Here is a 23,130-nt window from a genome sequence, read left to right on the forward strand (position 1 = left end):
CCTAGCGTGTGGGTGCGTGCAGGTCCGGCGTCTCGGGTCTGAAGTGCTCTTTGGTTTTCAACCCATGAAAAGCAGCCTAGAAGCCCCACGTGTGAGAGTTAATTCACTTTTCGGGGCTTTTCTTGGCGCCGGGTTCATCCTGAGTTCCAAAGAACAGTTGACACTCTCCCGCACCGGGCGGCTCACACCCGCACGCCGGCGTCGAAGCCCAGGGCGTCCAGCAGCCGGTTGAAGGCGGGCGGCGGGAGATGCCCTCCCGAGGCCTGGTCGTGCCCGTGCCCGTAGCTCCCGTCCGTGTCCCCGACGTCTATGCCTTGCAGGACCCTCGGGAGGTTCAGGTCGGCGCGGGCGGTCCGCACGGAAAAGGCCACCGTGCCCGGCAGGTAGCCCGTGTTCGCCGCGATGACGGCGTGGCCGGGGAGTCTCCCGCGCCACTGCTGGGCGATCAGCGGGTGGATCTGTGCCCCCGAGTGGAGGCGGAGGAGGGCGTAGGGCCCCGTGGCGCTGAACTTCGGGGCCGAGCGGCGGGCGATGGCGAGTTCGGCGTTCACCTCCGCCCGGTAGGCGCGCAGGCGGTCGGCCCCGTGCTCGTCGTCGGTGGCGAGGTCCTTGGGCCCCCCGGCGGTGAGGAGCAGCCCCAGTGGCGTGTCGATGTCGAAAGCACTCGCGCGCCGGGCGGCGTTCACGAGCGCCACGGCCTCCTTCAGCCACTTGGCGGTGTAGCGTTTCTTGATCGCGGGAAGCGCCTCCCACGGCGCCCCGTCCCCGAGGTCGCTGATCGTCCCGACCGCCCCGATCCAGCCGAGGTCGTCCAGGTCGGCCAGCGGCGAGAGGAGGTCGTGCGCGAGCCACGCGCTTGCGGGGATGGGGTCCCACCCGTAGCCGCTCACGACGGTGGCGTTCCCCGTGGGCGTCCCGCCAGGCTGGTGGTGGTCCACGTACAGGGTGGGCACGTCCGGCAAGACGCCCCGCCCGTTCACCCCCAGGTCCGTGACGACGAGGGCCGCCGGGTTCAGCGCGGCGAGCCGGACCCGGGCCCGGTCCGAGAAGGCGGACTCCCCACGCCCCGAGGGCACTACCCGCACGTCCCGGAAGCCCAGCCGGGGCAGGGCGCGGCCGAACAGGGCGCCCGCCGAGAGGCCGTCCGCGTCGAAGTGGCAGAACACGACCACGCGCCCGGCGGGGGAGAGCGCCCCCAGGAAGGTCCGGGTGGCCTCGCGCGCGGCGGGGAGCGCGGTCTGGAGGGGCAGGGCACACATGCCCCCGTTGTACCAGCCCCGGGACCCGTCACCCCGGAACGTGAGGCCTGCGTGACGGGCCGGGAGGGGTCAGGCGGTGACTGTGTCCTCCTCGCGCGGCGGCTGGCCCCAGGGGGTGTCCAGCACGTCGCTGAGGGGGGCGGGGCGCCCGAGCAGGTAGCCCTGCCCGACGTGACAGCCGAGGTGGTGGAGGGCTTGCAATTGGGCGTCGTCCTCCAGCCCCTCGGCGACGACCTCCAGGTCGAGGAGGTCGGCGACCTGGAGGAGTGCGCCGAGGAGCGTCCGGGCGAAGGGCTGCGCGTGGCCGCCGCGCAGGTCCGCCACAAAGGAGCGGTCGATCTTGACGGTGTCGAGCGGCAGGTCCCGCAGCGAGGAGAGCGAGGTGTGCCCGGTGCCGAAGTCGTCGAGGGCGACCCGCACGCCCAGGGCGCGCAGTTGCCCCAGCGCGTGCCGGGCGCGGTCCACGTCGCGCATGACCGCCGTCTCGGTGAGTTCGAGTTCCAGCCGCTCGGGCGGCAACCCCGACTCGTGCAAGACCGCCTGGACCAGCGCCGGGAAGTCGCCGTCCTCCAGTTGCACGGGTGAGACGTTCACCGCGACGACGAGTGCGTCCGGGAGGCGACGGGCGTCCGCGCAGGCCTGCCTCAGCACCCACTCGCCAAGCGGCCGGATCAGGCCCGTCGCCTCCGCGAGCGGGATGAACTCGGAGGGGCTGACCGGCCCCAGGCCGGGGTGCGTCCAGCGCAGCAGGGCCTCGACCTTGACCGCCCGGCGGGCGCGCAGCTCGAAGAGGGGCTGGTAATGCAGGGCGAGTTCGCCGCGCTCGGCGGCGTGCTGCACGTCGCGCTCCAGCAGGGCGCGCCGCGATTCCGCCTCCCCGAGCGCGCTCGCGTAACGCCGCACCGCGTTCTTGCCCGTGCGCTTGGCGCGGTACATGGCGAGGTCGGCGGCCCGCAGCAACGTCTCGGGGTCGGTGCCGTCGTGGGGGGCGACACTCACCCCCACCGAGGCGGTCACGAGTTCGGTGAAGGCGCCGATCTCGTACGGGGCCTGGAGGGCGTCGCGCACCCGCTCGGCGAGGGCCTCGGCCTGCCAGGCGCTCCCCACCGGCGAGAAGAGGGCGAACTCGTCGCCGCCCAGCCGCGCGGCGGCGCCCCCGCCCCGCAGGAGGTGCAGCCGTTCTCCCGCCTGCCGCAGCAGGGCGTCGCCGACGTCGTGGCCGCGCGTGTCGTTCACGCGCTTGAAGCCGTCGAGGTCGATGAACAGCACGGCGTAGGCCTGCGTCCCCTCACGGGCCCGCAGCTCCTCCTCGAAGGCCGCCGACCAGCCCCGGCGGTTGAGGCGCCCGGTGGGCACGTCGGTCCCCGCCAGCCGCTCGTGCTCGCGGGCGCGGCCCCGCAGGCGGTCGGCGAGCGAGCGGGTGAGGGCCAGCACCGCCAGATTGCTGCACGCGAGCTGCACGAGCGCGGAGATCACCGGGAAGGCCTCCCGCTCGCCCGCGTGCAGCGCGGTGTAGACCGCGCCGACGAGCAGCATCGAGATCAGGCAGAGGACGGCGAGGCGGCGGGCCAGACGGCTGTTCCCGTCCGGCACGAGGTACGTCACGACGTACATGACGGGCACCCACCCGTACGCCTCGGTGAGTTCGCGCAGGGTGTCGGCCCCCTGCGTGAAGTGCAGCAGGTACGTGAGGCGCAGGCCGAAGAACGCCCCCGCCGCGCCCACGGAGGCCCCCACGACCACGCGCAGGGCCGTCGGCCGGACCAGCAGCCACCCGGCGAGCAGCAGCAGCAGCGCGCCGAGCACTGGGTAGCCCGCCCGGTCGAAGGGAAGGGACTGCGGCGCCCGGTACTCCAGCCAGACCCCCAGACCGACCGCCAGACCGGCGATGGGCAGCGCGAGCAGCAGGTTCTGGCGCCAGGCCGCCTCTTCGGCGGTGAGCACGGGGGGCGCGGCGGGACGGACGGTCACGCCTCACCCTAGGGAGGAGGCGACCCCAAAACTCTTACAGCGCCCGGTCTTCATGAGCCCCTACCAGGCGTTCACGCGGGGCCTTCGCTCGCCCCGGCGGCCGGGGGCAGCGAGTTGGAAACGCTCAGGACGCCTCGTTCCGGCTCCCGGGCGGGTCCCCGGCGGGCCGTGCCGCCGCGCGTTCGAACAGGCCGCAGACGCCGCTGCGGCCCTGCCCGTTGTACTGCAGCAGGGCGACGGGCGTGGTGGTGCCGGGTTTCAGGCCCTGGGCCTTGAGCTGATCGGCGGTCGCCAGCCCCTCGGGAATCTCGTCGATGTATCTGGGCATCCTGGGGCGGGAGGAGTGTTTGGGCATGGGTCGTTGGTGAAGTTCACCCCGGCCTGGACCAGGGTGGGGGAGAGGGGAGGTGGGGGCACGAACCCGGAGACTGGCGTCGCGCCTGCGCCCCTTCCGGGCCGGAGGGGCATGGGCGCCGCAGATGGTAGCGCGAAAATTGCCCGGGCGCCCTCCCCGGAGACCCGCGCCTCATGTCCCCCGCGTTCCCGGGGCTTAGCCTGCCCGGGATGCGCGCCCGCCTCCTTCCCGTCTTGGCGGCACTGCTCGCCGCGCTCGCCGGGGCCGCCCCGTTCGCTCCGGGCGTCCTCGACCTTCCCGAGGTCGCGCCCGAGCGGCTCGGCGACGACGTCGCGCTCATCTTCTCCGACTCGCCGGAGGTCCCGGACCGGGGCGGCCTGCTGTACCGGGACACGGTCCTGGGGAAGGCACGGGTGCTCGCCTACCACGCCAACGGCCTGAGCCGCCCCGCCCGGCTGGTGATTCTCGCGCGGGACGGGGGCGGCGGGGGAAGCCTCGTGACCACCCGGCGCGGCGCCGCCACGACCCCGGGGCCCGACCCGCTCGTGGGGCAGCAGACCCTGCTGCGCTACTTCGCGTCCCGGCCCCTACCGCCGCGCCTTCTCCCGCCGGGCGGGGTGACGGTGCTGTACCGCTCGGAGCCCCTCGCGCCGGGCGCCGTGACGAGCGTGATGCTCGACCTCCACGCGGGCGCGGCCACCCGGCTGAGCGTCCTGATGGTCGCGCAGGAAGACCGCCTCACGCCCGCCGAGCTGGAGGCGCTTCCCGCCCTGCCGCGTGACCCGGGCCACGGGCGGGGCACCTTTCGGGGGGCGAACCGCACCCTGCGGGTCACCCTACCCCCCGGTCCCGCGCGCCTCACCCTCGGCGGGCGGGGCGACCTGCCTCTGGCGGGCACCGACGCGCTCACGGGCGAGCCCCAGGTTCTCCTCGGCAACTACGGGGTCCTGTACACCCTGGAGGTGCGGGGGGCGCGGGGGCGGCGCCTGGCCCTCTCCCCGCGCGGCGGCGTGTACCGGGGGGCGCTCACGGTGGGGGAGGGCGGGCCCGTCCTCCCCGTCCTGATCGGGCGGGGGGGCGCGCTCCGGGACCCCGCCGCTCCTGCCCCGCTGTGGCACGTCCGCCGGGACCCCCTCGTGGTGGGCTTCGTGCCGGGGAACGGGTCGAACCTCCCGGTCGCCCTCGTGTTCTCTGGGCCGGGGGCGGAATGCTCCCGTAACGCCGCCCGAGCCTGCCTCCAGGGAGGCGCGCAGGATGAACGTGACGGTCGGAGAGGTGAGGAGTCCCCGGGTGGTGAGCGTCGGCGCCCACGAGGGGCTGACCGCCGCCGTGGTGAAGCTGGAGCGGCTGGGGTTGCGCCGGTTGCCCGTGCTGCACGGGGGCCGGGTGGTCGGCATCGTGACCGCCGGGGACGTGCGGCACGGCCTGCTCCGGATAGGCGACCCCTCGGCCTTCACCTACGCGGTCGGCCGGCTGCGGGTCGAGGACGTGATGCGCTCGCCCGTCCTCACCGCCCGGGCCGACGAGGACCTGCGGCCCGCCGTCGCCCGGATGCTGGGCGCCGGGGTGGGCGGCCTGCCCGTGCTCGACAGGAACGGCACCCTGGGGGGGATGCTCACCCGGGGGGACGTGCTGCGGGCCGAGGTGCGCCGCCCCCGCCTGACCTGGGGCAGCGTGGCCCAACACATGAAGGGCGAGGTCCAGACGGTGACGGCGGACACCCCCGCCGGGGACGCCCTCCTCCGGCTGCGCGAGACGGGGCGGCACGTCCTGCCCGTGCTCGACGGCGAACACCTCGTCGGGGTGGTCCACGCCCGCGACCTGGAGGCTGGGGGCCGAGCGCGAGGAGCGGGCACACGGCGAGCCCGACCCCGGGCGGCCCCGGCCCTGCCGGGCAGGCTGGTGCGCGACTTGATGCGCCCGCCGGGCGGGGACGTGCTGGGCAGCGCCCCGATGCACCGCGCGATAGAGCGGATGCTGGAGGCGGACGTGTACGGGCTGCGGGTGGTCAGCGACCCCGGGCGGCTCCTCGGCGTGGTGACGGTGAGCGACGTGCTGGGCGCCGTCCTGGGGGGCTGGCGCAAGGAGACCTCCGCCTCCTGACGCTGGAGACGCGTGAGAGCGTGGTTGAGCAGCCTCCTGATGGGAAGCGGAGCGCGGCAGGAGGAGGCCAGACGCGCTCCGGCGGGCAACGTCGCCCGCCCCCGGCATAGAAGACCCCGGTCCACCAGCCCGGCGACCGGGGCTACCCTCCGACTTCACCTGATCGGTTGTGGTTGGGACCCTTCCACCTTACTCCAGCGGCGGGGGCCCCGTGCGGGGTGACTTCATTCACCAAGAAACCCTCTAGCATGAGCGGGTGCATTCCTCTGCAGACCTCATGGCCGCTGGTGACGGCGGGGCGACGGGCCTCGACGAACTCGCGCTGCTGCGCCAGATCGTGGACGCGAGCGCCGACTGCATCAAGGTGCTCGACCTCGGCGCGCACCTGCTCGACATGAACGAGGGCGGGCGGCGCGTCATGGAGATCGACGACTTCGGCGTCTGCGAGCGCGCCCTGTGGCCCTCCTTCTGGCCCGAGGAGACGCGGCCCGACCTCCTGGCCGCCGTCGCCGCCGCGCAGGGGGGAGACACCGGGCGTTTCGAGGGCTTCTGCCCGACCTTCCGGGGCACGCCGAGGTGGTGGGAGGTCACAGTCAGCCCGGTGCGCGGCGCGGACGGGGAGGTGGGGAGGCTTCTCGCCGTCTCGCGCGACATCACCCGCCACCGCCAGGCCGAGGAGACCGCGCGGCGCCAGGCCGAACTCCTGGAGCTGACGAACGACGCCGTGCTCGTGTGGACCCTGGGGGGTGGGGTGACCTACTGGAACCGCGCCGCCGAGGAGCTGTACGGCTTCACCCGCCAGGAGGCGCTCGGGCAGGTCACCCACCGGCTGCTGGGCACCCGACGGGGGGACGGGCTGGACGCGCCGACCTTCGAGGCCCGGCTGCGCGAGGAGGGGGCGTGGCGTGGCCGCCTCTCCCACCGCGCGAAGGACGGGCGGGAGGTCGTGGTGGACTCGCGCCACGTCCTGATGCCGGGGGAGCACCCGGGCGAGTTCGCCGTGCTGGAGTCGAGCCGCGACGTGACCGAGCAGGTCCGGGCCGAGACCCGGCTGCGCGAGAGCGAGGCGCACTTCCGCCGCCTCGCCGACGCCAACCCCATCGGGGTGGTGATCGGGGACGAGGCGGGAGGGCTCCCATACGTGAACGACGCCTTCTTGCGACTCATCCAGGCCTCGCGTGAGGACTTCGCGGCGGGCCGGGTGAACTGGCAGGCGATCACCCCGCCCGAGTGGCTCCCGGCGGACGAGCGCGCGATCCGGCAGGCGCGGGAGCGCGGCCACAGCGACCCCTACGAGAAGGAGTACCTGCTGCCAGGCGGCACCCGCCTCTCCATCCTGGTGGCGGTGACCCGCGCGGGCATCCCGCACGACGGCCTCGTCGCCTACGTCCTCGACCTCTCGGACCGCAAGGCCGCCGAGCGGGCCCTGAGCGACCGGAACGCCCGGCTGGAGGCGCTCAACCGCCAGATTCTCGACTCGGCCGGGGAGGGCATCTTCGGCCTCGACCTGCGCGGGCACACGACCTTCGCCAACCCCGCCGCGCTCGCCCTGACCGGCTTTGCGCTGGAGGAGATGCTGGGAAGGCCCCAGCACGCCCTCCTCCACCACACCCGGGCGGACGGCACCCCGTACCCGGAGGGGGAATGCCCGGTGCAGGCCGCGCGCCGGGACGGGGAGGTGCGCCGGGTGGACGGGGAGGTCTTCTGGCGCAGGGACGGCACGAGCTTCCCGGTGGAGTACGTCGCCACACCGCTGCGGGGGACCTCGGGCGAGACGGAGGGGGTCGTCGTGACCTTCCGGGACGTGACCGCGCGCCAGGAGGCCGAGGCGGCGCTGCGGCGCAGTAACGAGGACCTCGCCCGCAGCAACCGCGAGCTCGAACAGTTCGCCTTCGTCGCCGCCCACGACCTACAAGAGCCCCTGCGCACGGTCGTGAGTTACGCGGGGCTGCTGGAGCGCAAGCACGCCGACGAACTGTCGGACGGCGCCCGGCGTTACCTGGGGTTCATCACCGGCGGGGCCACCCGCATGAAGACCCTGGTGGACGACCTCCTCGCCTACGCCAGCCTCAACGTCGTGTCCCCCGCCCGGCGGCCCGTGGCCCTGGCGGGGCCGCTCTCGACCGCGCTGGAGGCTCTGGGCGCGGCGGTGCAGGGCACAGGTGCCCGGGTGGAGGCGGACGAGTTGCCCACCGTCCCCGGTGACGCGCGGCAGCTCGCCCAGGTCTTCCAGAACCTGATCGGGAACGCGCTGAAGTTCCGCCGCCCGGGCGTGCCTCCGGTGATTCGGGTGCAGGCCGTGCGCGAGGGGCGGGAGTGGCAGGTGCGGGTCGGCGACAACGGCATCGGGATGGAGGCCGCGTACCTGGAACGCGTCTTCGGGATGTTCCAGCGTCTGCACACCCGCGACCGCTACGAGGGCACCGGTCTGGGCCTCGCCATCTGCCAGAAGATCGTCGAGGGGCACGGGGGCCGCATCTGGGCGAGCAGCACGCCCGGCGAGGGCACCACCTTCCACCTCACCCTGCCCGCCGCCGGGGAGGCGTGACCGCCCCGGCCGGGGAGGCGCCTGCGGCCTGGCCGGGAGAGGCGCCGGACCTGATCTGGACGCCGCGAAGGGCGATCACGGCCCGGGCCACCCCGCCCGCGTTAGAGTCGGGGAACCGGTGACCGTGAGCCTGCCCCCCCCCCTCCCCGCGAACGAGCGCGAGCGTCTCCAGGCGCTGCGGCGCTACGAGGTGCTGGACACGCTCCCCGAGGAGGCCTTCGACCGGATCGTGCGCCTTGCCGCGCGGATGCTGCGCGTGCCGGTCGCTATCATCAACTTCGTGGACGAGGACCGCCAGTGGGGCAAGGCCACGCACGGGACCGGCAGCACCGAGGCCCCGCGCGAGCACTCCTTCTGCGCCTGGACGATCCTCTCTGACGAGGTCATGGTCGTCGAGAACGCCCACGAGGACCCGCGCTTCCGGGACAACCCGCAGGTCACGGGCGCCCCCCACATCCACCTGTACGCGGGGGCGCCGCTCGTCACGCCGGGCGGCTACCGGCTGGGCTCGCTGTGCGTGGTGAGCCCGGGGCCGCACGAGATTCGCGAGGAGGACCGGACCGTGCTGCGGGAACTCGCGGCGATGGTGGTGGACGAGCTGGAGTTCCGCCGCGCCCGCCGCGACCTGGAGCGCGAGGTCGCCGTGCGCGAGCGGGCCCTGCGCGATCTCACCGAGAACCGGGCGCACACCGAGACGCTCGCCGTCCTGCTCGCCTCGCTGGAGGTGGACCTGCTCCCGGTCGAGGCGGCGCGGCTCACGGCGGAGCACGTCGCGCGGCAGGTGGGGCTCGACTGGGTGGCGCTCGCCTCCGCCGGGGGGAACCGGGTGACCGCCCGCACGGTCTGGCACGCCCCCGGGGTGCCCGATGCCCTCCTGCACACCGCCCGCCAGGGGGTGCCGCTTCCGGGCAGCCTCACCGGGCGGACCCTGGAGCGGGGCGCGCCCCTCTTCGTGGACGAGTCGGCGCAAGGGCCCTTCGCGGACCTCGGCGTGCGGGCGGCGGCGGCCCTGCCCCTGGGCCGGATGGGCGACGTCGCGCACGTCTACCTGGCGGCCCGCCTGCGTCCCGTGGGGTGGAGCGCCGCCGACCGCCAGCTCCTGGAGGCGGCGGCGAGCAGCGTGCGGGTCGCGTTCGAGCGGGCGGAGCGGGCCGCGTCCTTCCCGGGGTAGCCCCGAGCACTTTCTGCCGGGACAAAAGGCCGATGCCCCGCCAGGTCCGGCGGGGCACCGCTTTCCCCAGGGTTGTCGGGTCCCTCAGCGGGCCTTCCTGTGGGGGAGGCGGGTGGCGGGGACCGGGCTCCACGCGCGCTCCACGCGCAGGTCACCCAGGGTGAGCGCCCCTTCGGCCCCGTCGAGGTAGCCCGCCCGCGCGGCGAGCACCACGGCCCCGAGGGCGGCGAGGGGGAGGAGCAGGGCCAGCACGCCCTCCCACACGCCGCCCGCCAGGGACGCGGTTTCCACCAGACGCCAGCCGTTCGCCACCATCCAGCCCGCCGCGCCCAGGAGCAGCAGGACGCTCAGGAGCAGCGGCCACGGCTCCCGGGCCCCCCCACCGCGCCGTCCCTCCAGCAGGTCGAGGGCCACCCGGCACACGGCCCCGGCCAGGGCAGCGGGCAACATGGCGAGCAGGATGGGCGCCGCCGCGTAGAGGCCCGGGCGGGCCGCCGGGGAGATCACGTACATCACCCCCGCTGTCAGGAGCGCGGCCACCATGACGCTGCCGCTCAAGGTCTGTTGCAGGCGGGGAAGGGGGTGGCGATGGGTCATACCTGAATCTTCCCTTAAAGCTTCATTAACTGCTAGGAGGTTTCTCACGTCTCACATCTCTCTGTGCCGTGGCCTGCAATCCTCCCTCTCCTTCCCACAGAATGAAAGCCGTGGCCCTCTTCGACCTGCCCGAGGACGAACTCCGCGCCTACCGCCCCGAGCGCGAGGAACCGCCGGAATTCGACGCGTTCTGGACCCGGACTCTGGCGGAGGCCCGCGACCTCGCGCCGGGGCCGCGCTTCGAGGCGGCGGACGTGCCCCTCGCCACCGTCGAGGTGTTCGACGTGACGTTCGGCGGTGGCGGGGGCTCGCCCGTGCGGGCGTGGCTGGTCCTGCCCCGGCAGTGCGAGGAGCCCCTGCCGTGCGTCGTCGAGTTCCTGGGGTACGGCGGCGGGCGGGGCCTGGCACACGAGTGGCTGCTGTACGCCTCGGCGGGGTACGCCCACCTCGTGATGGACACTCGCGGCCAGGGAGGCGGCTGGCGGCGGGGCGACACCCCCGACCCGGGCGCGGGCGGCGAGCCCCACTCGCCGGGCTTCATGACCCTCGGCATCGGCAACCCGCACACGTACTACTACCGCCGCCTGTACGCGGACGCCGCCCGCGCCGTCGAGACCGCCCGCGAGCACCCGGCGGTCGATCCCGCCCGCGTCGCCGTGACGGGCGGCAGCCAGGGGGGCGGCCTCGCCCTCGCCGCCGCCGGACTCGTGCCCGGGGTCATCGCCTGCCTGCCCGACGTGCCCTTCCTGTGCCACTTCGAGCGAGCGATCCGCCTCACCGACCAGTTACCCTACGCCGAGATCGCGGGCTACCTGCGCGTTCACCGGGAGGCCGCCCCCCGGGTTCGGCACACCCTCGCGTACTTCGACGCGCTGCACTTCGCGGCGCGGGCCCGGGCACAGGCCCTCTTCAGCGTGGCCCTGATGGACGAGGTGTGCCCGCCGAGCACCGTGTACGCTGCCTACAATCACTACGCGGGAGAAAAACGCATCGTGGAGTACCCCTTCAACCGCCACGAGGGCGGCCAGGGCCACCACGACCTCGAAAAGCTCGCGTTCCTGGGGAAAGTCTTCGGGGAGGAGCGCCCCCCCGCCTGACCCTCAGCGGATCGTCCAGCCCCCGTCGATCATCAGCGTCTCGCCGGTGATCAGGGCCGCCGCCGGGGACGCGAGGAACACCACCGCCCCCGCCACGTCCACGGGCTGCCCCACCCGCCCGAGGGGAATGCGCTCCACCACCGAGGCGCGGAACGCCGGGTCGTCCAGCCACCGGCGGGTGCCCGGCGTCTCGACGAAGGTCGGCGCGACCGCGTTCACCCGCACGCCCCGGGGCGCCCACTCCAGCGCCAGGCAGCGGGTGAGGTGCGACACGCCCGCCTTGGTCATGCAGTAGACGGATTCGGTGGGGAGCGCCACGAAGCCCGCCTGCGAACTGATGTTCACAATGACGCCCCGGCCCCTTTCGAGCATGTGCCGCCCGACCACCTGCGCGACGAAGAAGGTGCCCCTCAGGTTCACGGCGACCGTCGCGTCGAAGTCCTCCTCGGTCACGTCCTCGGCGGGGTTGGGGGCGCCGATGCCCGCGTTGTTCACGAGGAGGTCGATCTGCCCGAAGTGCGCCAGCGCCTCCTGAACGGCCCCCCGAACCTCGTCCAGCCGGGTCACGTCCATCTGCACGGGGAGGGCGCGGCGGCCCAGCGCCTCGATCTCGCGGGCGAGGTCTTCTCCGGTGGCCCGGTCGTGCAGCCCGAGAACGATGTCGGCCCCGGCGTGCGCGAGGGCGAGGGCACACGCGCGCCCGATGCCCTTCGAGGAGGCGGTGACGAGCGCGACCTGCCCGTCGAGGCGGAAGGAGGGGGGAGCGCCTTGCATGGGGCCAGTGTAGGAGAAGCCCCCCGGCCTGCCGCCCGACGGGGCCGACCAACGCGAAAACGAGAAGACGGGAGCGCGCGGCCCCCGCCTTCCCGTGTACACACACCCGCATCCGGGCCCACGGCGGCTGCCCCTTGCGCGTCTGGAGAAAGGCGCCCACCGCCCGCCTCCCTAGCGTCCGGGCCTGGCCGTCCTGAGCGACGACCCCGGCAGGGGGGTGAGTTCGCTCGGCGGCTGGGTCTGGGACGGCGGGGTGTGGGCGGCGGTCATGCCTTCCTCCTTGGGTCGGGTGGATGCCGTCAGCGTAGCGGGGGAGAGGTTGGAATCAGGTTGAAGGAGGCGCCCCTAATTGCGCCGCGTGCCCCGCCTGCCGGAGCGCGTGGCCCGGGTGCCCCCACGTCCGGTGTCCTGTTCGGTCTGGCCCGTCAGCCGGGCGGCCCATCCCTCCAGGGTCGCCCACAGCCCCTTTCGCTCGGGTGAGTTGGCGGTCTTCTGGGAGGTCTTACCCGCCTTGGTGCCGGTCTTCTCCGCTTTGCCGGGGGAGGTCGGCGGGGTCTTCTTCGGACGCTGGGCCGCCTCGCTCTTGGGTGGTGTTGTCCTTGGGGGAACCGGGCGGTGGGGTTCTGCCTCCACCTTCGCCCGAACCCGCTGGGCCGCCGGGGTGGGGGGCGCCGCCGGTGACCTCACCGCTGCCGCCTTCGCGCCCGAGAAGAGGGTCACGGTCACCTCCACGCGCGGGCGGGCGGCGTCGTAGCGCGGGTGGTCGTGGCCGCCGTAGACCCACTTGTCGCCGCCGGGGAAGAGCGCGTCCACCACGCCCTTGCGCACGTTCTCGGGGTCGGCGTGCGTGCGGTTGGCGAAGTGGCACACCACGTCCAGCCGCACCCGGCTCGTCTCGTCCACCGGGCGCAGCCGCCGCAGCTCGGGGGGTGCGTGGGCGCGGACGTGGTCCTTCCAGGTCTGGTACTCGCGCAGCCGGGTGTGGTTGGGGGTGGCGCCCCGGGTGTAGTACCCCACCAGCTTCGCGCGGCGCGGCGCGGTGGGATCGGGCCGCCCGCCGCTGCGCCCCCAGGTCGCCAGGGCGGGGATGACGAAGTTGACTTGTCGGGCGGGTGGAGAGGCGGGCACGCGGGAGGGAGGGTCCTTTCGGGCCCGGTGCCGGGAGCCGCCTGAACGAACCGCCTCCCCGGGGATGAGGTTGTCCTCCGGGGGCCGTGTGTCCAGGACGGGCCGGAGAGATTCACGCACCCCGAGCCTCAATCTGGACGAACCGTACCACGACGCCCTCTCATGAATACCCTCCCCGATGACGAACGATCACCCCGACCGTATGACGGTGTATCGGGTCATCCTTCGGGAACTTCTCCGAATAAACCGTCGCGTGGGTGGAAGCTGGAAGTCTAGAAGCACCAGAAAGCTTCAAACGTGACGGTTCACACCAGGGACGGTGTGGGGAGGCTTGTCCTCCGGGACGCGCCACGCTCCTCTTTCCCGCTGCCCCCGCAGAGGTCGGCACAAAGGCTTGGGAGGCAGTGGGAAGGGTGGGCGGCCCACGGCGAGGACCGGTGTGATCCCTGGCCCTCCAGCCAGGGCCTGCGCCTACTGCTCCCGCTTCTGCGGCAGCAGTCCCGCTTCCACGACGCCGAACTCCCGCACGTTTCCCTCGCCGTCGAGGCCAAGGATCAGGGTCCAGCCGTTGCCCGGGTCACGCTCGAAGGTCGCGGTGCGGGTGTAGTACGTCACGCCGCCGTCTCGCGTCACCCGTTCGTTCAAGACGCTCTTCTCGTCCCCGTACGCTTCGGTGCCTTCGGCCCGGTAGGCCTTGAAGGCGGACAGGCTGCCCCACTCCGACCGCACGGCGGGAAGAAAGGCCGCCCAGACCTGATCAAGCTGCCCACTGTAGAACAGCCGTGCCAACTGCCGCCCCCGGTCCAGGGGTGTGGCCCTCGCCAGTTTGGCTGTGGCTGCGGGCGGCTGTGGGGCGGGGGAGGGCAAAACTCGCGCCTGGTCGGCAGGTGCCCGGTCACTGGGCTTCGCGGGAAGCACGGGCAGTGCCGGCACCTCCGCTCCTGCTGGCGCGGTTCCCAGCCCGGGAGCGTCCCCTGAGGCGACTGTAGGCACCCCATCCACCACCGGGCGCGCGAGCCAGGCCAACAGCTCGGGTCCGGCCACGACTCCCATACTCAACACGCCGCACAGCGCGACAATCACGTACCTACCGACAAATCGACTCACCAGGACCTCCGCGCTCCAGGTGTGGGCTGCCCGGCATTGAGGTTGTGGCATATGGCCGGGGTGCCGACCGCGCGGGCGGCCCACGGAACGATCCGGGCGACGCCCCGCGCCACCACGAGCCACCGGCGACCTGGGAATGGGGGAACAGGGTTCACGGTCGCCCTCCCGGCCATCCGGCGCCGCGCAGCACCGTGGGGAGCAGGCACAGCGCCTCCAGACCGTACGCGATCAGCAGGCCGACCGACAGACCCACCACCCCCCACGCCCGCCCGCCGAGGGCCGCCGCCGCCAGTTCCACCCCCCCGCCGAGCGCGACCATCACCGCCGCGCCGGCGAGGTGCCCGCGCACGCGCCCCAGCGCGATGTAGTGCGCCTTGACGATCACGGGCAGGGCCGTCAGCGCGAGCACCTGCAGGCTGAGCGCGTGTTGCTCGTACGCCGGGCCGAACAGCGCGAGCAGCGGGCGGGCGGTGAGGATCAGCCCTGCGGCGCCCGGCGCGCAGACCAGCAGCGACCACCGCAGCGAGGCGCGCACCCGGGCCCGCAACACCGCCGTCTCCTGCGAGCTGGCGGCGGGCAGCACGGTCGCCAGCGCGTACGGAACCATGCCGAGGAAGCTGGCGATCATCCACGACACGTAGAAGGCGGCGTTCGCGCCTGGGATCAGTTGGCTCGCGGCCAGCACCGGCAGGGCGAGGGCGGGGGCCTGCATCGCCAGGTTCAGCGCGTGGTGCCGCAGCGCGGGGCCGCCAAGGCGCGCCAGGAACGACCAGTTCGGACGGCCCAGCAACGGCGCGCCGCCTTGCCGGGCGAGCGGCAAGACCGCCAGCACGGAGGCGACGTTGCCGATGAACCATGCCCCGTAGATGGCCTGCGCGCCCGCGTGCGTGGCAAACTGCCCCACGACCAGGACCGCGAGCAGTTTGACGACGGCGGAGACGGCGTTGCGCCACCACTGCAACTCGCCGCGCAGCAGGCCGATCACCGCCTGGTCGAACACCAGGGTCACCGCCGAGACGACCACCCCGAGGACGAACAGCGCCAGCGAGGCGGGGTCGCGGGCGATCCAGGCAAAGGAGGGCGCGGCGTGCGGCAGGGCGAGGCCGCAGGCGACGGCCAGCAGCGCCGCCGCGACGGCGGCAGAGAGCAGCGCGGCGCTCATCAGGCCCGCTGCATCCGCGCGCTCCCTGGCCCCGGGCAGTTCACTGATCAGGAGGGTGCCCAGGCCGAGCATGCTCAACGTGGCGACCAGCATCATCGCGGACACGGCGGCGGAACCGAGGCCCACGCCCTCGGCGGGCAGCACGCGCGCCGCCAGCCACCAGAAGCCGAAGCCCAGCCCCGAGGTGACTGCGCTGGTTGCGACCAGCGAGACGGCGTTGGCGATCAAACTGTCCCTCATCGCCCTTCCAGGTCGGCGCCCGACGTGCCGCTCGCCGCTCGCCTCCGGCCCGCCCTCGACCGCGCCGTCACGGGAGACGCCCCTGGGCGGCCAGGTCATCACCGTCGGGCGCGCAGGCCGGAGCCGGGCGCCCAGCCCTCCACCATGTTCCTCCATGTCAGGCATTCGGCCTCAAATCGCGGGGGGGAAGGCCCGCGCGCACGGGAAGCAGGGCGGCGATGAGGGTGACCACCGAGAGCGCCACGGTGAAGGGCAACGGGGGCAGGTACAGCAGCGCCGTCGCGACGAGCAGATCGAGGGCCAGACTCAGGGCGAGGGCGAGCGTCCACGTCTGGGCGGGGTCCAGCCCCCGGACATGCCGGACGACGGCCAGGCCGGGACAGACCGCCATGAACCAGAGCGTGACGGGCGCGCGCAGGACCAGGGGCGCGTGCAGCGCCCAGGCGAGCAGCCAGCAGACGGTGGACACGAGCAGGACGGCGGGCAGGAGCAGAGGGGACGACTTCATCGGGCTTCACCTCCGGAAGGGGTTCAGGGTGGAGGCGTAGATCGTGACATGGGTGCTGGCGTAGACCCGTCTGAACTCGGGCGAGCGCGCGACCGAGCGTTGGAACCCGTCGTAGGAGCCGGGGTGAAGTTTCTTGTACAGGTTGACGTAGGTGCGCTGACCCTCGGACAGAACGATGTAGAGGGCCGGGAGTTTTTGTCGGGTGCTGTAGGACAGGATGTGGTCGAAATCGAGCGTGGAGAGCTGCACGCCCTGGTCGTCGGTCAGCGAGAGGTGGGTGAACTCGTTGTAGTTGCCGCTGATCTTGACCGGGAAGTTGTTGGTCGAGACGGTCAGGATGGCGCTTCCCGGGGGGGCGTGGCCGTAGAGCCACCGCGCGGCCTGCACCTCGTCCCGGTGGATGTGGTTGGTGCTCTCGTTGCCGAAGTACGCCACGGTCATCGCCCCGAGCAGCAAGGCACTCACCAGCCAGGGCAGGGGCGTGAACCGGGGCAGCCGCGCGGGCGACCCCGGCCCCGCCGGGCACAGCAGGGCGTGGGCGACCAGGAACGCCATGAACGGCAGCGCGAAGAAGTAGATGCGCAGCAGCATCTCACCGCCGTACGCCTGCAGGGCGAGCAGCGGGAAGGGTGCCAGGGCGAGCAGGCCGGGTGCCAGGAACCTCGCGCCTGCCCGCCACATCCTCCAGGCGCCCAGGGCGGCCAGCCCCCACATGCCCAGCGTCATCACGCGGGTGACGCCGACGACAAAGGCGTGGGCGGTGCTTAAGTTCTGGGCGTCGGGGACGTTCTTCGAGAGGTTGGCGAGCAGCGCCCCCAGGCCCGCGTACCACTGGTTGTGGCCGCTCAGGTACGTTGACGCCATCGTCACGTTCCACAGCACCGTGAGGGCGAGCATCCACAGCGGCAGCGTCCGGACGCGGCAGACCCGGGCCAGCACGAGCGCCGAGACGGCGGCCACCGTCATGAAGGGGGTGAGCTGATGCGAGCATGCCACCGCCGCGAACAGCAGCAGCACCGCGAGGGTGCCCGGGAGGTCGGGCCGGACCCGCCGGTACACCGCGAGGGCACCCGCCCGAACGCTTCCACCCTCACCCCCGGGAGGCGGGGGGCGCGTCCTCACCCCGGACAGCCAGGTCAGGCACACCGCCAGGATGATCAGGTGGAAAAAGTAGGCCAGCGCCTGCGGGGCGAAGTAGTCCTGCGAGACCCAGCTCGTGGCGTAGAACAGCCACGTGGCGTGCCAGACCGTGCGTGCGTCGGGGGTCAGGCTGCGGAACAGCAGCAGCAGGGCGGGCAGGTACAGGAGGTTGAAGGCCAGTTGGGCGTACCCGGCGAAGGGCAGGGGACTGGGCAGCCCCAGCGCCGCCGTGAATGCCGCCGCCAGCGCGAAAAAGCCCGGCCAGTTGTGGTAGGCGTCGATTCCGGGATCGACGGTGCCGTGCTCCAGGATGTAACCCACCACGCCGACGTGCTTGTAGGTCCAGGCGAAGCGCGGCTCGTCGTACAGAAACGCGGTCAGCCCGTGTAGCATCACGATCAGCGACAGGACGTGGATGGCCAGAAGCCAAGTGCTGACCCGCGCCCGCGTGAGCTGCCAGTAAAACGAGCCCGCCAGCACGATCAGCGCGGCGAAGTACGCCCGGGGAAGGGCCGTCGTCAGGCCGTAGTCGGAGAGCCGGTCCAGGTCGATGTGGCTCAACGCCAGCCAGCGCAGGCCAAAGACGAGCGCGAGCAGGCCCCAGGTGACCGCCACCGGCCACCACCTCCCGGGGGGCGCCCCCGGAACGTCGGCGGGAACGTGACTTGCCTGTTCCCGGTGGTCGGTCTGTTCACGGGCAGGAGAAGAAGTCATCTCGTCCCTACGCGAGTGAGAGGGAGGGACAACCTGCTCCGCGCCTGGCGGCGACTTCTCAGGTAGGCGACGGGGCCGTACAGCATTCCCCTGAGTTCCAGCCGGGTGAGTTCCGCCGGGTACCCGGCATTCTTCCCCTTGTTCTTCCCCGACCGGGGGTTCAAGGCGTAACCCAGGCCATTGGGCACGCGCGCCAGGAGGTCGAGCAACCGGGCGGGGCGGGTGAGCAGGGTCCTGGTCAGGTAGGCGGTCAGGCCCGCGCCGTAACCGAACATCTGCCTCTTCAGGGCGTCGTAGGTCGTGCGGTGCGCGTGGTACACCAGGGCCCCCGGCTCGTACGCCAGTTCGTAGCCGCGCGACAGCACTTCTAGGAAGATCGAAAGGTCCTCGCCGCCCATGCTCGGCGTGCCCGCGCCCAGCGACGGGTCGAAGCCGCCCACGGCCAGCAGCGCCGACTTCCTGAACGAGCAGTTGACCCCCGAGCCGAAGGTGCCCGCCGCGTAGGGGTAGAGCCCGCTGGGGCCGCGCTGTCTGGCGAGGTCGTAGACGCGGCGCGCGAAGCCCTTGTTGAAGCCGCCGTACTGCTCGAACCACAGCTCTGGCGCGGTATCGAGGCTCATCGCCAGGGTGGCGCCGGTGACACACCCGACGTTCCTGCCCGCCTGAAAGCCCCGCGCGACCTCGGAAAGCCAGCGGGGGTCGGGCCGCGCGTCGTCGTCCGTCACGGCAAGAATTTCGCCCAGGGCGTGGCGAGCGCCGCAGTTGCGCGCGTTGGACAGGCCGGGGCGGTCCTCGCGCATGTAGCGCACGCGCGGGTCATGTCCGTAGCGCGTACGCAGCAGCTCGCGGGTGGCGCCGCCACTCGGCGCGTTGTCCACCACGATGACCTCGTAGTGCGGGTACTCCTGGGCCAGCAGGGCGTCCAGCACCGTCGGCAGGGACGGTGCGCGGTCGCGGGTAGCGACGATCACGCTGGCAAAAGGCGCCCGCTCCAGAAAGCGCACCCGCTCCTGGGCGCAGCGCGGTTCGGAGACTCCCGTCACCCCCTGGGCCGACAGCGTCACGAGCGGCGGCACACCGTCGCGGCGCAGGTGATCGTTCACCTCCTCGGCGAGGTCGCGCCAGATCAGGCCGGCGAGGTCCTCGCCCGTCAGTCCCCCGGGGGGCAGCGCCAGATCGAGCAACCCGAGCGGCTCGCCGTGCAGCCTGACCAGGGCGCGCGCGCGCGAATAGGCGGGCCCGCTCGGGGACTCGGTGCGGTCGAGCCGGGGCAGCGGTGCGCTCAGCTCGATCTCCAGCACCCGGATCGGCTCGAAGGCGGACCCGGCACGCCCCAACGCCTCCAAGGTCACGAGGCCGCTCCGCTCGACCGCCGACTCGGGGCGGCAAGGGGCTCGTCCCCGGACAGACGGGGGGTCGGCGAGGCGAGACCGGCGGCGTACCCGGCCGCGACCGCAGCGAGGCCGACGACGACGGCGGTCGCCCGCCCCAGGCCAGTGATGTCGCCCCCTAGTGCCTGCTGCACGCCGCGCAGCACGCCCCGGGGCAGCACGCGCGCCGCGTAGGCACGCTCGGACGCCAGGGCTGCGCCCCGGCCGACGAAGCGTGACACCCTGGCCTTGCTGAGCCCCTCCGCGAAGCAGCGCCGCAGGAAGTAGCGCCCGGTCGCGCGCCTGCCGGGCACGGTGTGCCGCACGGTCGCCCCGGGTTGGTACAGCCAGGCCCCCCTGGCGAAGTGCTGCCCGGCGCGGATGCAGAACTCGGTCTCCTCGCCGCCCAGCGGAATACTGCCCACACGTCCCAACCCCGCGCGGAACCCGCCGACCTCCAGGGCCACGTCCCGCCGACACGACATGTTCGCCCCGATCAGGTTGCGCACCACCCCGGGGCGTGCGGGCAGGCCGAGGTAGGAGCAGCCCACCACCCACAGGAACTCGTCCGGAAACCACGCGGGCGCCCCCCCGCGCCACTCGGGCTCGATGTGCCCGCCCACGCCCAGGACGCCGGGGTCCGCGTAGGGGGCCAGCAGGGCGCCCAGCCAGCCGGGCTGCGCGGCGGCGTCGTCGTCGAGGAACACCACCACGTCGCCGCTCGCCGCGCGCAGGCCGCTGTTGCGGGCCCCGGACAACCCGGACCGCTCCGCGTTGGGAATGACCGCGACGGGCGGCGTGGCGCCGGAGAACGTCGAGCGGGCGCGCTCCAGGAGCGCCGGGTTGTGGTCGACCACGACGATCAATTCGTGGGGAGGCGGCGTCTGGGCCTGGACTGAGCCCACCGCCGCCCGCAACTCCGCCCAGCGTTCCTCGGTGTGAGCGCAGATGACGACCGAGGCACGCGGGGGGGCGCCGACCGGGAAAGCGGACGCCTGTTCGCGCCTACTGGGCATGGGCGGATCGCGCGGGGGCGCGGCGCGGCGCACGTCTGAAAAACCGTTCGCGCAAGATCACCTTGAAGATGCGCCAGCCGTCCCGCGCGGCGTGGAGGTTGCTCGTCCCGTACAGGCGCGGGTGCTCGAAGCTGTGCACCTCGACGACGCGCAGCCCCGCCCTCAGGGCGCGGATGCCCATCAGCGTCTCGATCTCGAAGCCGTCGCTGTCGAGGTCCAGCTCGGGCAGGACCGAGCGCCAGAAGGCGTTGTAGCCGTAGCACAGGTCCGAGTAGCGCCCGCCGAACAACGTGCGCACGGCCCAAGTGATGCAGGCGTTGCCGAGGCCGCGAATGCGCGAGATGTCGTCTGTGCCCGCCCCTTGCAGAAAGCGCGAGCCTTTGACGAAGTCGGCGCCCGCGCGAAGGTGCCGGACGAACGTGCCGATCTCGCCGGGGTCGGTGCTCCCGTCGGCGTCGATCATGACCACAATGTCCCCGGTCGCTGCGGCGAAACCGGCGCGCAGCGCGTTGCCCTTGCCCCGTCCCGGCTGCGGAATGACGCGGATGCCCGGCAGCAGCCCGTAGGCCACCGCGACGGTCCCGTCCGTGGAGTGGCCGTCCACCAGAATCACCTCGTCCACCCAGGCGGGAATGGCGGGCAGCACGTGAGGGAGGTTGTCCGCCTCGTTCATCGCGGGCACTACCACGCTGACGGTCGGTCTGGCGCCGGCGCTCTTGCTGGCGTGGATTCCGAGGGGGGCAGCCGGACGTCTGGACACAGTCATTACACTCCTGTCACCGCCTCGCCAGGGACAGCCCAACACGCTGCCAGGACGGCGCGGCGCGGAGGCCGGGTCTTAGCACCGGGGACGTTGCGGTTGGCGGTCAAGCGCGGCGGTCCTGGCAGTGCACGCCACACAGCAAGAAGGACACAGCACGGTTGGCAATTGCGCCATTGAAGGCGTTCTTGCAACCAGGCTGTCAGGTGAACGATAAGCGGGACTTTCTGGAAGCTCGACGTGAAGTTTTGCACGGTCGCACTCGTGCGAAAAATGATTAAGGCACATTTAACTCGTTCTTAAGCATCTCTAACTTGAGACAAAAAAGGGCACATAGCGGTATGCAACTTGGACGGGTTTGGATCGCCGGGTTTTCACAGGTGGGTTCTGCCAAGCCGGACAGGAGGCCGGGAGGTTCAAGCCGCTTCTTCACAGAGGTGGGAATGCCGCCTGGCTCGGGGCGGGACGAGGCGATCCAGCCGGAGGGGGCAAGGGGCCGTCCCGTCAACCCATCACAGCGGCGCGAAGGGTGAGCTCTGCGGGGCGCCGAAGAGGCGCTGGTGGTACTGGGAGGCCTGCGCGTCCGTCATGTCGGCGATGAAGTCGCACACGATCCGGGCCCGGGCCCGCTCGGAGGGGCTTTGCCTCAGGCTCTCGCGCACCTCGCGGGGGAGCACCGCCGCGCGCACGTCGTCGAGGTCGCCCATCGCCGTCTCCAGCAGCAGGCCGAAGAGATCGGTGATCGTGCCGGTGGCCTGCCGGGCGTACACCCCGGTGCGCTGGTCGCGCAAGATGAGTTCCTGGGTGATCGCCTTGAGAACCGCGCACTCCAGCCGCACCTCGGACGGCAGGGCGAGCGTGAAGTCGAAAGCACTCCTCGGCGTGCCGTGCGTCTCGATGTTCGTGGCCGTCACGAAGCGGTTGACGTAGGCGGCCTCCACCTCGCGCACTCGGGCGGTGGCGGGCGCGATGCTCGTGCCGTCGTCGAGCCGGGCGTGCAGCACGCGCAGCACCGACCCCACGAAGTCCTCGTCGAGTTCGGGGTGGGCCCGCCGCGCCCGCTCGGTCACCCGGGAGACCGCCTCGCCCGTCACGAGCGCGTGGTGCGACAGCAGGCCGCTGCGGATGCCGTCTTCGAGGTCGTGCAGGCTGTAGGCGATGTCGTCCGCCCAGTCCATGATCTGGCAGATCACGCTGCGCGGGAGGGGGTCCTCGCCGCCCAGCTCGCCCCCGTACAGCCAGCCCCCGTCGAGGCGGGCGTCATCCTCGTACATCGCGGGCACGCCGCCGCGCCCGCCGGGGTACTTCAGCACGCCGAGCAGGGTCGCCCGGGTGACGTTCACGCCGGGGTGCCGGGTGGTGAGGGGCTCTAACCGGGTCAGGATGCGGTACGTCTGCGCGTTGCCCTCGAAGCCGCCGTAGGGCCGCATGCAGGCGTGCAGGGCGTCCTCCCCGTTGTGCCCGAAGGGCGGGTGCCCGAGGTCGTGCGCGAGTGCGGCCGCCTCGGCGAGCCCACCGGGCAGCCCGTGGTTGGTGGCGATGGCGCGGGCGATCTGCGCGACCTCCATCGCGTGCGTGACCCGCGTGCGCAGGAAGCCCGACCACCCCGCCGCGAAGATCTGGCTCTTGCCCTGGAGGCGGCGAAAGGCGCTGGAGTGGATGACGCGCGCCCGGTCGCGCTCGTAGGGGTCACGGCGGTCACCCTCCGCCCCCGTCGCCTCGCTGAGGTAGCGGCGCTCGGTGTCGTGGGCGTTGAACCAGTCGTAGATGGCGGCCAGCACACCCCAGGATAGCGCCGGGCGGTCCCCTTCCCCTTCACGGTCGTGGGACGCAGGCCACCGGCATCGGAGCCGTGCCCGCCGCCGGGCACCAGCCCACCCCGGCGCGGGACTGGACGCCGGGAGCGTTGGCCGATAGCCCGTGGGAGAGGGCAGCGACCCCCACCAGGGCGAGGACGCCCAGGAGCAGCCATCCCGGCCGGGTCACGCGCGGCGTCATCCTCATCCCCACACGATACGGCAGGCCGGGCGGTCACGTTCCCGGAGAGGCCCGGGGCCGGTGTATGCTGCGCGGGCAACCGCAATTTCCCCGGGAGGCCCGCCGTCCGCTC

General features: G+C 72.7%; 22 protein-coding genes. 5 read left to right on the top strand and 17 right to left on the bottom strand.

Going from position 1 to position 23,130, the window contains the following annotated elements; all coding sequences use genetic code 11:
- Positions 1 to 182: 182 nt before the first annotated feature.
- From DAETH_RS21590 to DAETH_RS21610, 5 genes are all read right to left on the bottom strand, one after another.
- Complete coding sequence (locus DAETH_RS21590) at positions 183 to 1,259, bottom strand: DHH family phosphoesterase (RefSeq protein WP_264778179.1); 1,077 nt, start codon at positions 1,257 to 1,259, stop codon at positions 183 to 185.
- 69 nt (positions 1,260 to 1,328) lie between these two features.
- Complete coding sequence (locus tag DAETH_RS21595) at positions 1,329 to 3,230, bottom strand: putative bifunctional diguanylate cyclase/phosphodiesterase (RefSeq protein ID WP_264778180.1); 1,902 nt, start codon at positions 3,228 to 3,230, stop codon at positions 1,329 to 1,331.
- A gap of 124 nt (positions 3,231 to 3,354) precedes the next feature.
- The gene (locus DAETH_RS21600) at positions 3,355 to 3,558 is read right to left on the bottom strand and encodes a hypothetical protein (protein ID WP_264778181.1); all 204 of its coding nucleotides are present in this window, start codon (positions 3,556 to 3,558) and stop codon (positions 3,355 to 3,357) included.
- Between the two features lie 614 nt (positions 3,559 to 4,172).
- Positions 4,173 to 4,376: a hypothetical protein gene (locus DAETH_RS21605; protein ID WP_264778182.1), complete on the bottom strand. Its 204-nt coding sequence runs from the start codon at positions 4,374 to 4,376 to the stop codon at positions 4,173 to 4,175.
- Positions 4,377 to 4,421: 45 nt separating this feature from the next.
- Positions 4,422 to 4,703: a hypothetical protein gene (locus tag DAETH_RS21610; RefSeq protein WP_264778183.1), complete on the bottom strand. Its 282-nt coding sequence runs from the start codon at positions 4,701 to 4,703 to the stop codon at positions 4,422 to 4,424.
- A 136-nt stretch (positions 4,704 to 4,839) separates the two neighbouring features.
- Between DAETH_RS21610 and DAETH_RS21615 the strand changes: the two genes are divergently transcribed.
- From DAETH_RS21615 to DAETH_RS21630, 4 genes are all read left to right on the top strand, one after another.
- Complete coding sequence (locus tag DAETH_RS21615; protein WP_264778184.1) at positions 4,840 to 5,688, top strand: CBS domain-containing protein; 849 nt, start codon at positions 4,840 to 4,842, stop codon at positions 5,686 to 5,688.
- 256 nt (positions 5,689 to 5,944) lie between these two features.
- Positions 5,945 to 8,236: a PAS domain-containing sensor histidine kinase gene (locus DAETH_RS21620; protein WP_264778185.1), complete on the top strand. Its 2,292-nt coding sequence runs from the start codon at positions 5,945 to 5,947 to the stop codon at positions 8,234 to 8,236.
- Entirely contained in the window at positions 8,233 to 8,358 is a 126-nt protein-coding gene (locus tag DAETH_RS21625) for a hypothetical protein (RefSeq protein ID WP_264778186.1), read from the top strand. Before DAETH_RS21620 ends, DAETH_RS21625 begins: the two co-directional genes overlap by 4 nt.
- Before the next feature lie 2 nt (positions 8,359 to 8,360).
- The gene (locus DAETH_RS21630) at positions 8,361 to 9,407 is read left to right on the top strand and encodes a GAF domain-containing protein (protein WP_264778187.1); all 1,047 of its coding nucleotides are present in this window, start codon (positions 8,361 to 8,363) and stop codon (positions 9,405 to 9,407) included.
- Positions 9,408 to 9,491: 84 nt separating this feature from the next.
- On the opposite strand, the gene DAETH_RS21635 is transcribed toward DAETH_RS21630, so the two are convergent.
- Positions 9,492 to 10,004, bottom strand: coding sequence for a hypothetical protein (locus DAETH_RS21635; protein WP_264778188.1), 513 nt, complete (start codon positions 10,002 to 10,004; stop codon positions 9,492 to 9,494).
- A gap of 110 nt (positions 10,005 to 10,114) precedes the next feature.
- On the opposite strand from DAETH_RS21635, the gene DAETH_RS21640 reads away from it, so the two are divergent.
- Positions 10,115 to 11,101 carry an acetylxylan esterase gene (locus tag DAETH_RS21640; RefSeq protein ID WP_264778189.1) on the top strand — a complete coding sequence of 329 codons (987 nt, stop codon included), beginning with the start codon at positions 10,115 to 10,117 and terminating at the stop codon, positions 11,099 to 11,101.
- A gap of 3 nt (positions 11,102 to 11,104) precedes the next feature.
- On the opposite strand, the gene DAETH_RS21645 is transcribed toward DAETH_RS21640, so the two are convergent.
- The 11 genes from DAETH_RS21645 to DAETH_RS21695 form a co-directional block, all read right to left on the bottom strand.
- Positions 11,105 to 11,875, bottom strand: coding sequence for an SDR family NAD(P)-dependent oxidoreductase (locus DAETH_RS21645; RefSeq protein WP_264778190.1), 771 nt, complete (start codon positions 11,873 to 11,875; stop codon positions 11,105 to 11,107).
- A gap of 345 nt (positions 11,876 to 12,220) precedes the next feature.
- The gene (locus DAETH_RS21650) at positions 12,221 to 13,003 is read right to left on the bottom strand and encodes a RusA family crossover junction endodeoxyribonuclease (protein ID WP_264778191.1); all 783 of its coding nucleotides are present in this window, start codon (positions 13,001 to 13,003) and stop codon (positions 12,221 to 12,223) included.
- Between the two features lie 471 nt (positions 13,004 to 13,474).
- Complete coding sequence (locus DAETH_RS21655) at positions 13,475 to 13,936, bottom strand: hypothetical protein (protein ID WP_264778192.1); 462 nt, start codon at positions 13,934 to 13,936, stop codon at positions 13,475 to 13,477.
- Positions 13,937 to 14,261: 325 nt separating this feature from the next.
- Complete coding sequence (locus DAETH_RS21660) at positions 14,262 to 15,677, bottom strand: lipopolysaccharide biosynthesis protein (RefSeq protein WP_264778193.1); 1,416 nt, start codon at positions 15,675 to 15,677, stop codon at positions 14,262 to 14,264.
- Positions 15,670 to 16,020, bottom strand: a complete 351-nt coding sequence (locus tag DAETH_RS21665; RefSeq protein WP_264778194.1) for a hypothetical protein — start codon at positions 16,018 to 16,020, stop codon at positions 15,670 to 15,672. The genes DAETH_RS21660 and DAETH_RS21665 overlap by 8 nt, the downstream gene beginning before the upstream one ends.
- 6 nt (positions 16,021 to 16,026) lie before the next feature.
- Positions 16,027 to 17,874, bottom strand: coding sequence for a hypothetical protein (locus tag DAETH_RS21670; protein ID WP_264778195.1), 1,848 nt, complete (start codon positions 17,872 to 17,874; stop codon positions 16,027 to 16,029).
- A complete protein-coding gene (locus tag DAETH_RS21675; RefSeq protein ID WP_264778196.1) occupies positions 17,871 to 19,226 on the bottom strand; it encodes a glycosyltransferase in 1,356 nt (451 codons plus the stop codon). Before DAETH_RS21675 ends, DAETH_RS21670 begins: the two co-directional genes overlap by 4 nt.
- Complete coding sequence (locus DAETH_RS21680) at positions 19,223 to 20,260, bottom strand: glycosyltransferase family 2 protein (RefSeq protein ID WP_264778197.1); 1,038 nt, start codon at positions 20,258 to 20,260, stop codon at positions 19,223 to 19,225. The genes DAETH_RS21675 and DAETH_RS21680 overlap by 4 nt, the downstream gene beginning before the upstream one ends.
- Positions 20,250 to 21,026 carry a glycosyltransferase family 2 protein gene (locus DAETH_RS21685; RefSeq protein WP_344870094.1) on the bottom strand — a complete coding sequence of 259 codons (777 nt, stop codon included), beginning with the start codon at positions 21,024 to 21,026 and terminating at the stop codon, positions 20,250 to 20,252. Before DAETH_RS21685 ends, DAETH_RS21680 begins: the two co-directional genes overlap by 11 nt.
- A gap of 506 nt (positions 21,027 to 21,532) precedes the next feature.
- Entirely contained in the window at positions 21,533 to 22,801 is a 1,269-nt protein-coding gene (locus DAETH_RS21690) for a deoxyguanosinetriphosphate triphosphohydrolase family protein (protein ID WP_264778198.1), read from the bottom strand.
- Between the two features lie 34 nt (positions 22,802 to 22,835).
- Positions 22,836 to 23,024, bottom strand: a complete 189-nt coding sequence (locus tag DAETH_RS21695; protein ID WP_264778199.1) for a hypothetical protein — start codon at positions 23,022 to 23,024, stop codon at positions 22,836 to 22,838.
- Positions 23,025 to 23,130 lie beyond the last annotated feature (106 nt).

The organism is Deinococcus aetherius, assembly GCF_025997855.1.
GTDB classification, from domain to species: Bacteria; Deinococcota; Deinococci; order Deinococcales; family Deinococcaceae; genus Deinococcus; species Deinococcus aetherius.

Bases quoted from the DNA above. Each gene is read 5' to 3' on its own strand.
- DAETH_RS21615 (WP_264778184.1), top strand. From the start codon at position 4,840: ATGAACGTGACGGTCGGAGAGGTGAGGAGTCCCCGGGTGGTGAGCGTC.
- DAETH_RS21590 (WP_264778179.1), bottom strand. From the start codon at position 1,259: ATGTGTGCCCTGCCCCTCCAGACCGCGCTCCCCGCCGCGCGCGAGGCC.
- DAETH_RS21635 (WP_264778188.1), bottom strand. From the start codon at position 10,004: ATGACCCATCGCCACCCCCTTCCCCGCCTGCAACAGACCTTGAGCGGC.
- DAETH_RS21665 (WP_264778194.1), bottom strand. From the start codon at position 16,020: ATGAAGTCGTCCCCTCTGCTCCTGCCCGCCGTCCTGCTCGTGTCCACC.
- DAETH_RS21680 (WP_264778197.1), bottom strand. From the start codon at position 20,260: ATGCCCAGTAGGCGCGAACAGGCGTCCGCTTTCCCGGTCGGCGCCCCC.
- DAETH_RS21695 (WP_264778199.1), bottom strand. From the start codon at position 23,024: ATGAGGATGACGCCGCGCGTGACCCGGCCGGGATGGCTGCTCCTGGGC.
- DAETH_RS21645 (WP_264778190.1), bottom strand. From the start codon at position 11,875: ATGCAAGGCGCTCCCCCCTCCTTCCGCCTCGACGGGCAGGTCGCGCTC.
- DAETH_RS21670 (WP_264778195.1), bottom strand. From the start codon at position 17,874: ATGACTTCTTCTCCTGCCCGTGAACAGACCGACCACCGGGAACAGGCA.
- DAETH_RS21600 (WP_264778181.1), bottom strand. From the start codon at position 3,558: ATGCCCAGATACATCGACGAGATTCCCGAGGGGCTGGCGACCGCCGAT.
- DAETH_RS21660 (WP_264778193.1), bottom strand. From the start codon at position 15,677: ATGCCTGACATGGAGGAACATGGTGGAGGGCTGGGCGCCCGGCTCCGG.
- DAETH_RS21685 (WP_344870094.1), bottom strand. From the start codon at position 21,026: ATGACTGTGTCCAGACGTCCGGCTGCCCCCCTCGGAATCCACGCCAGC.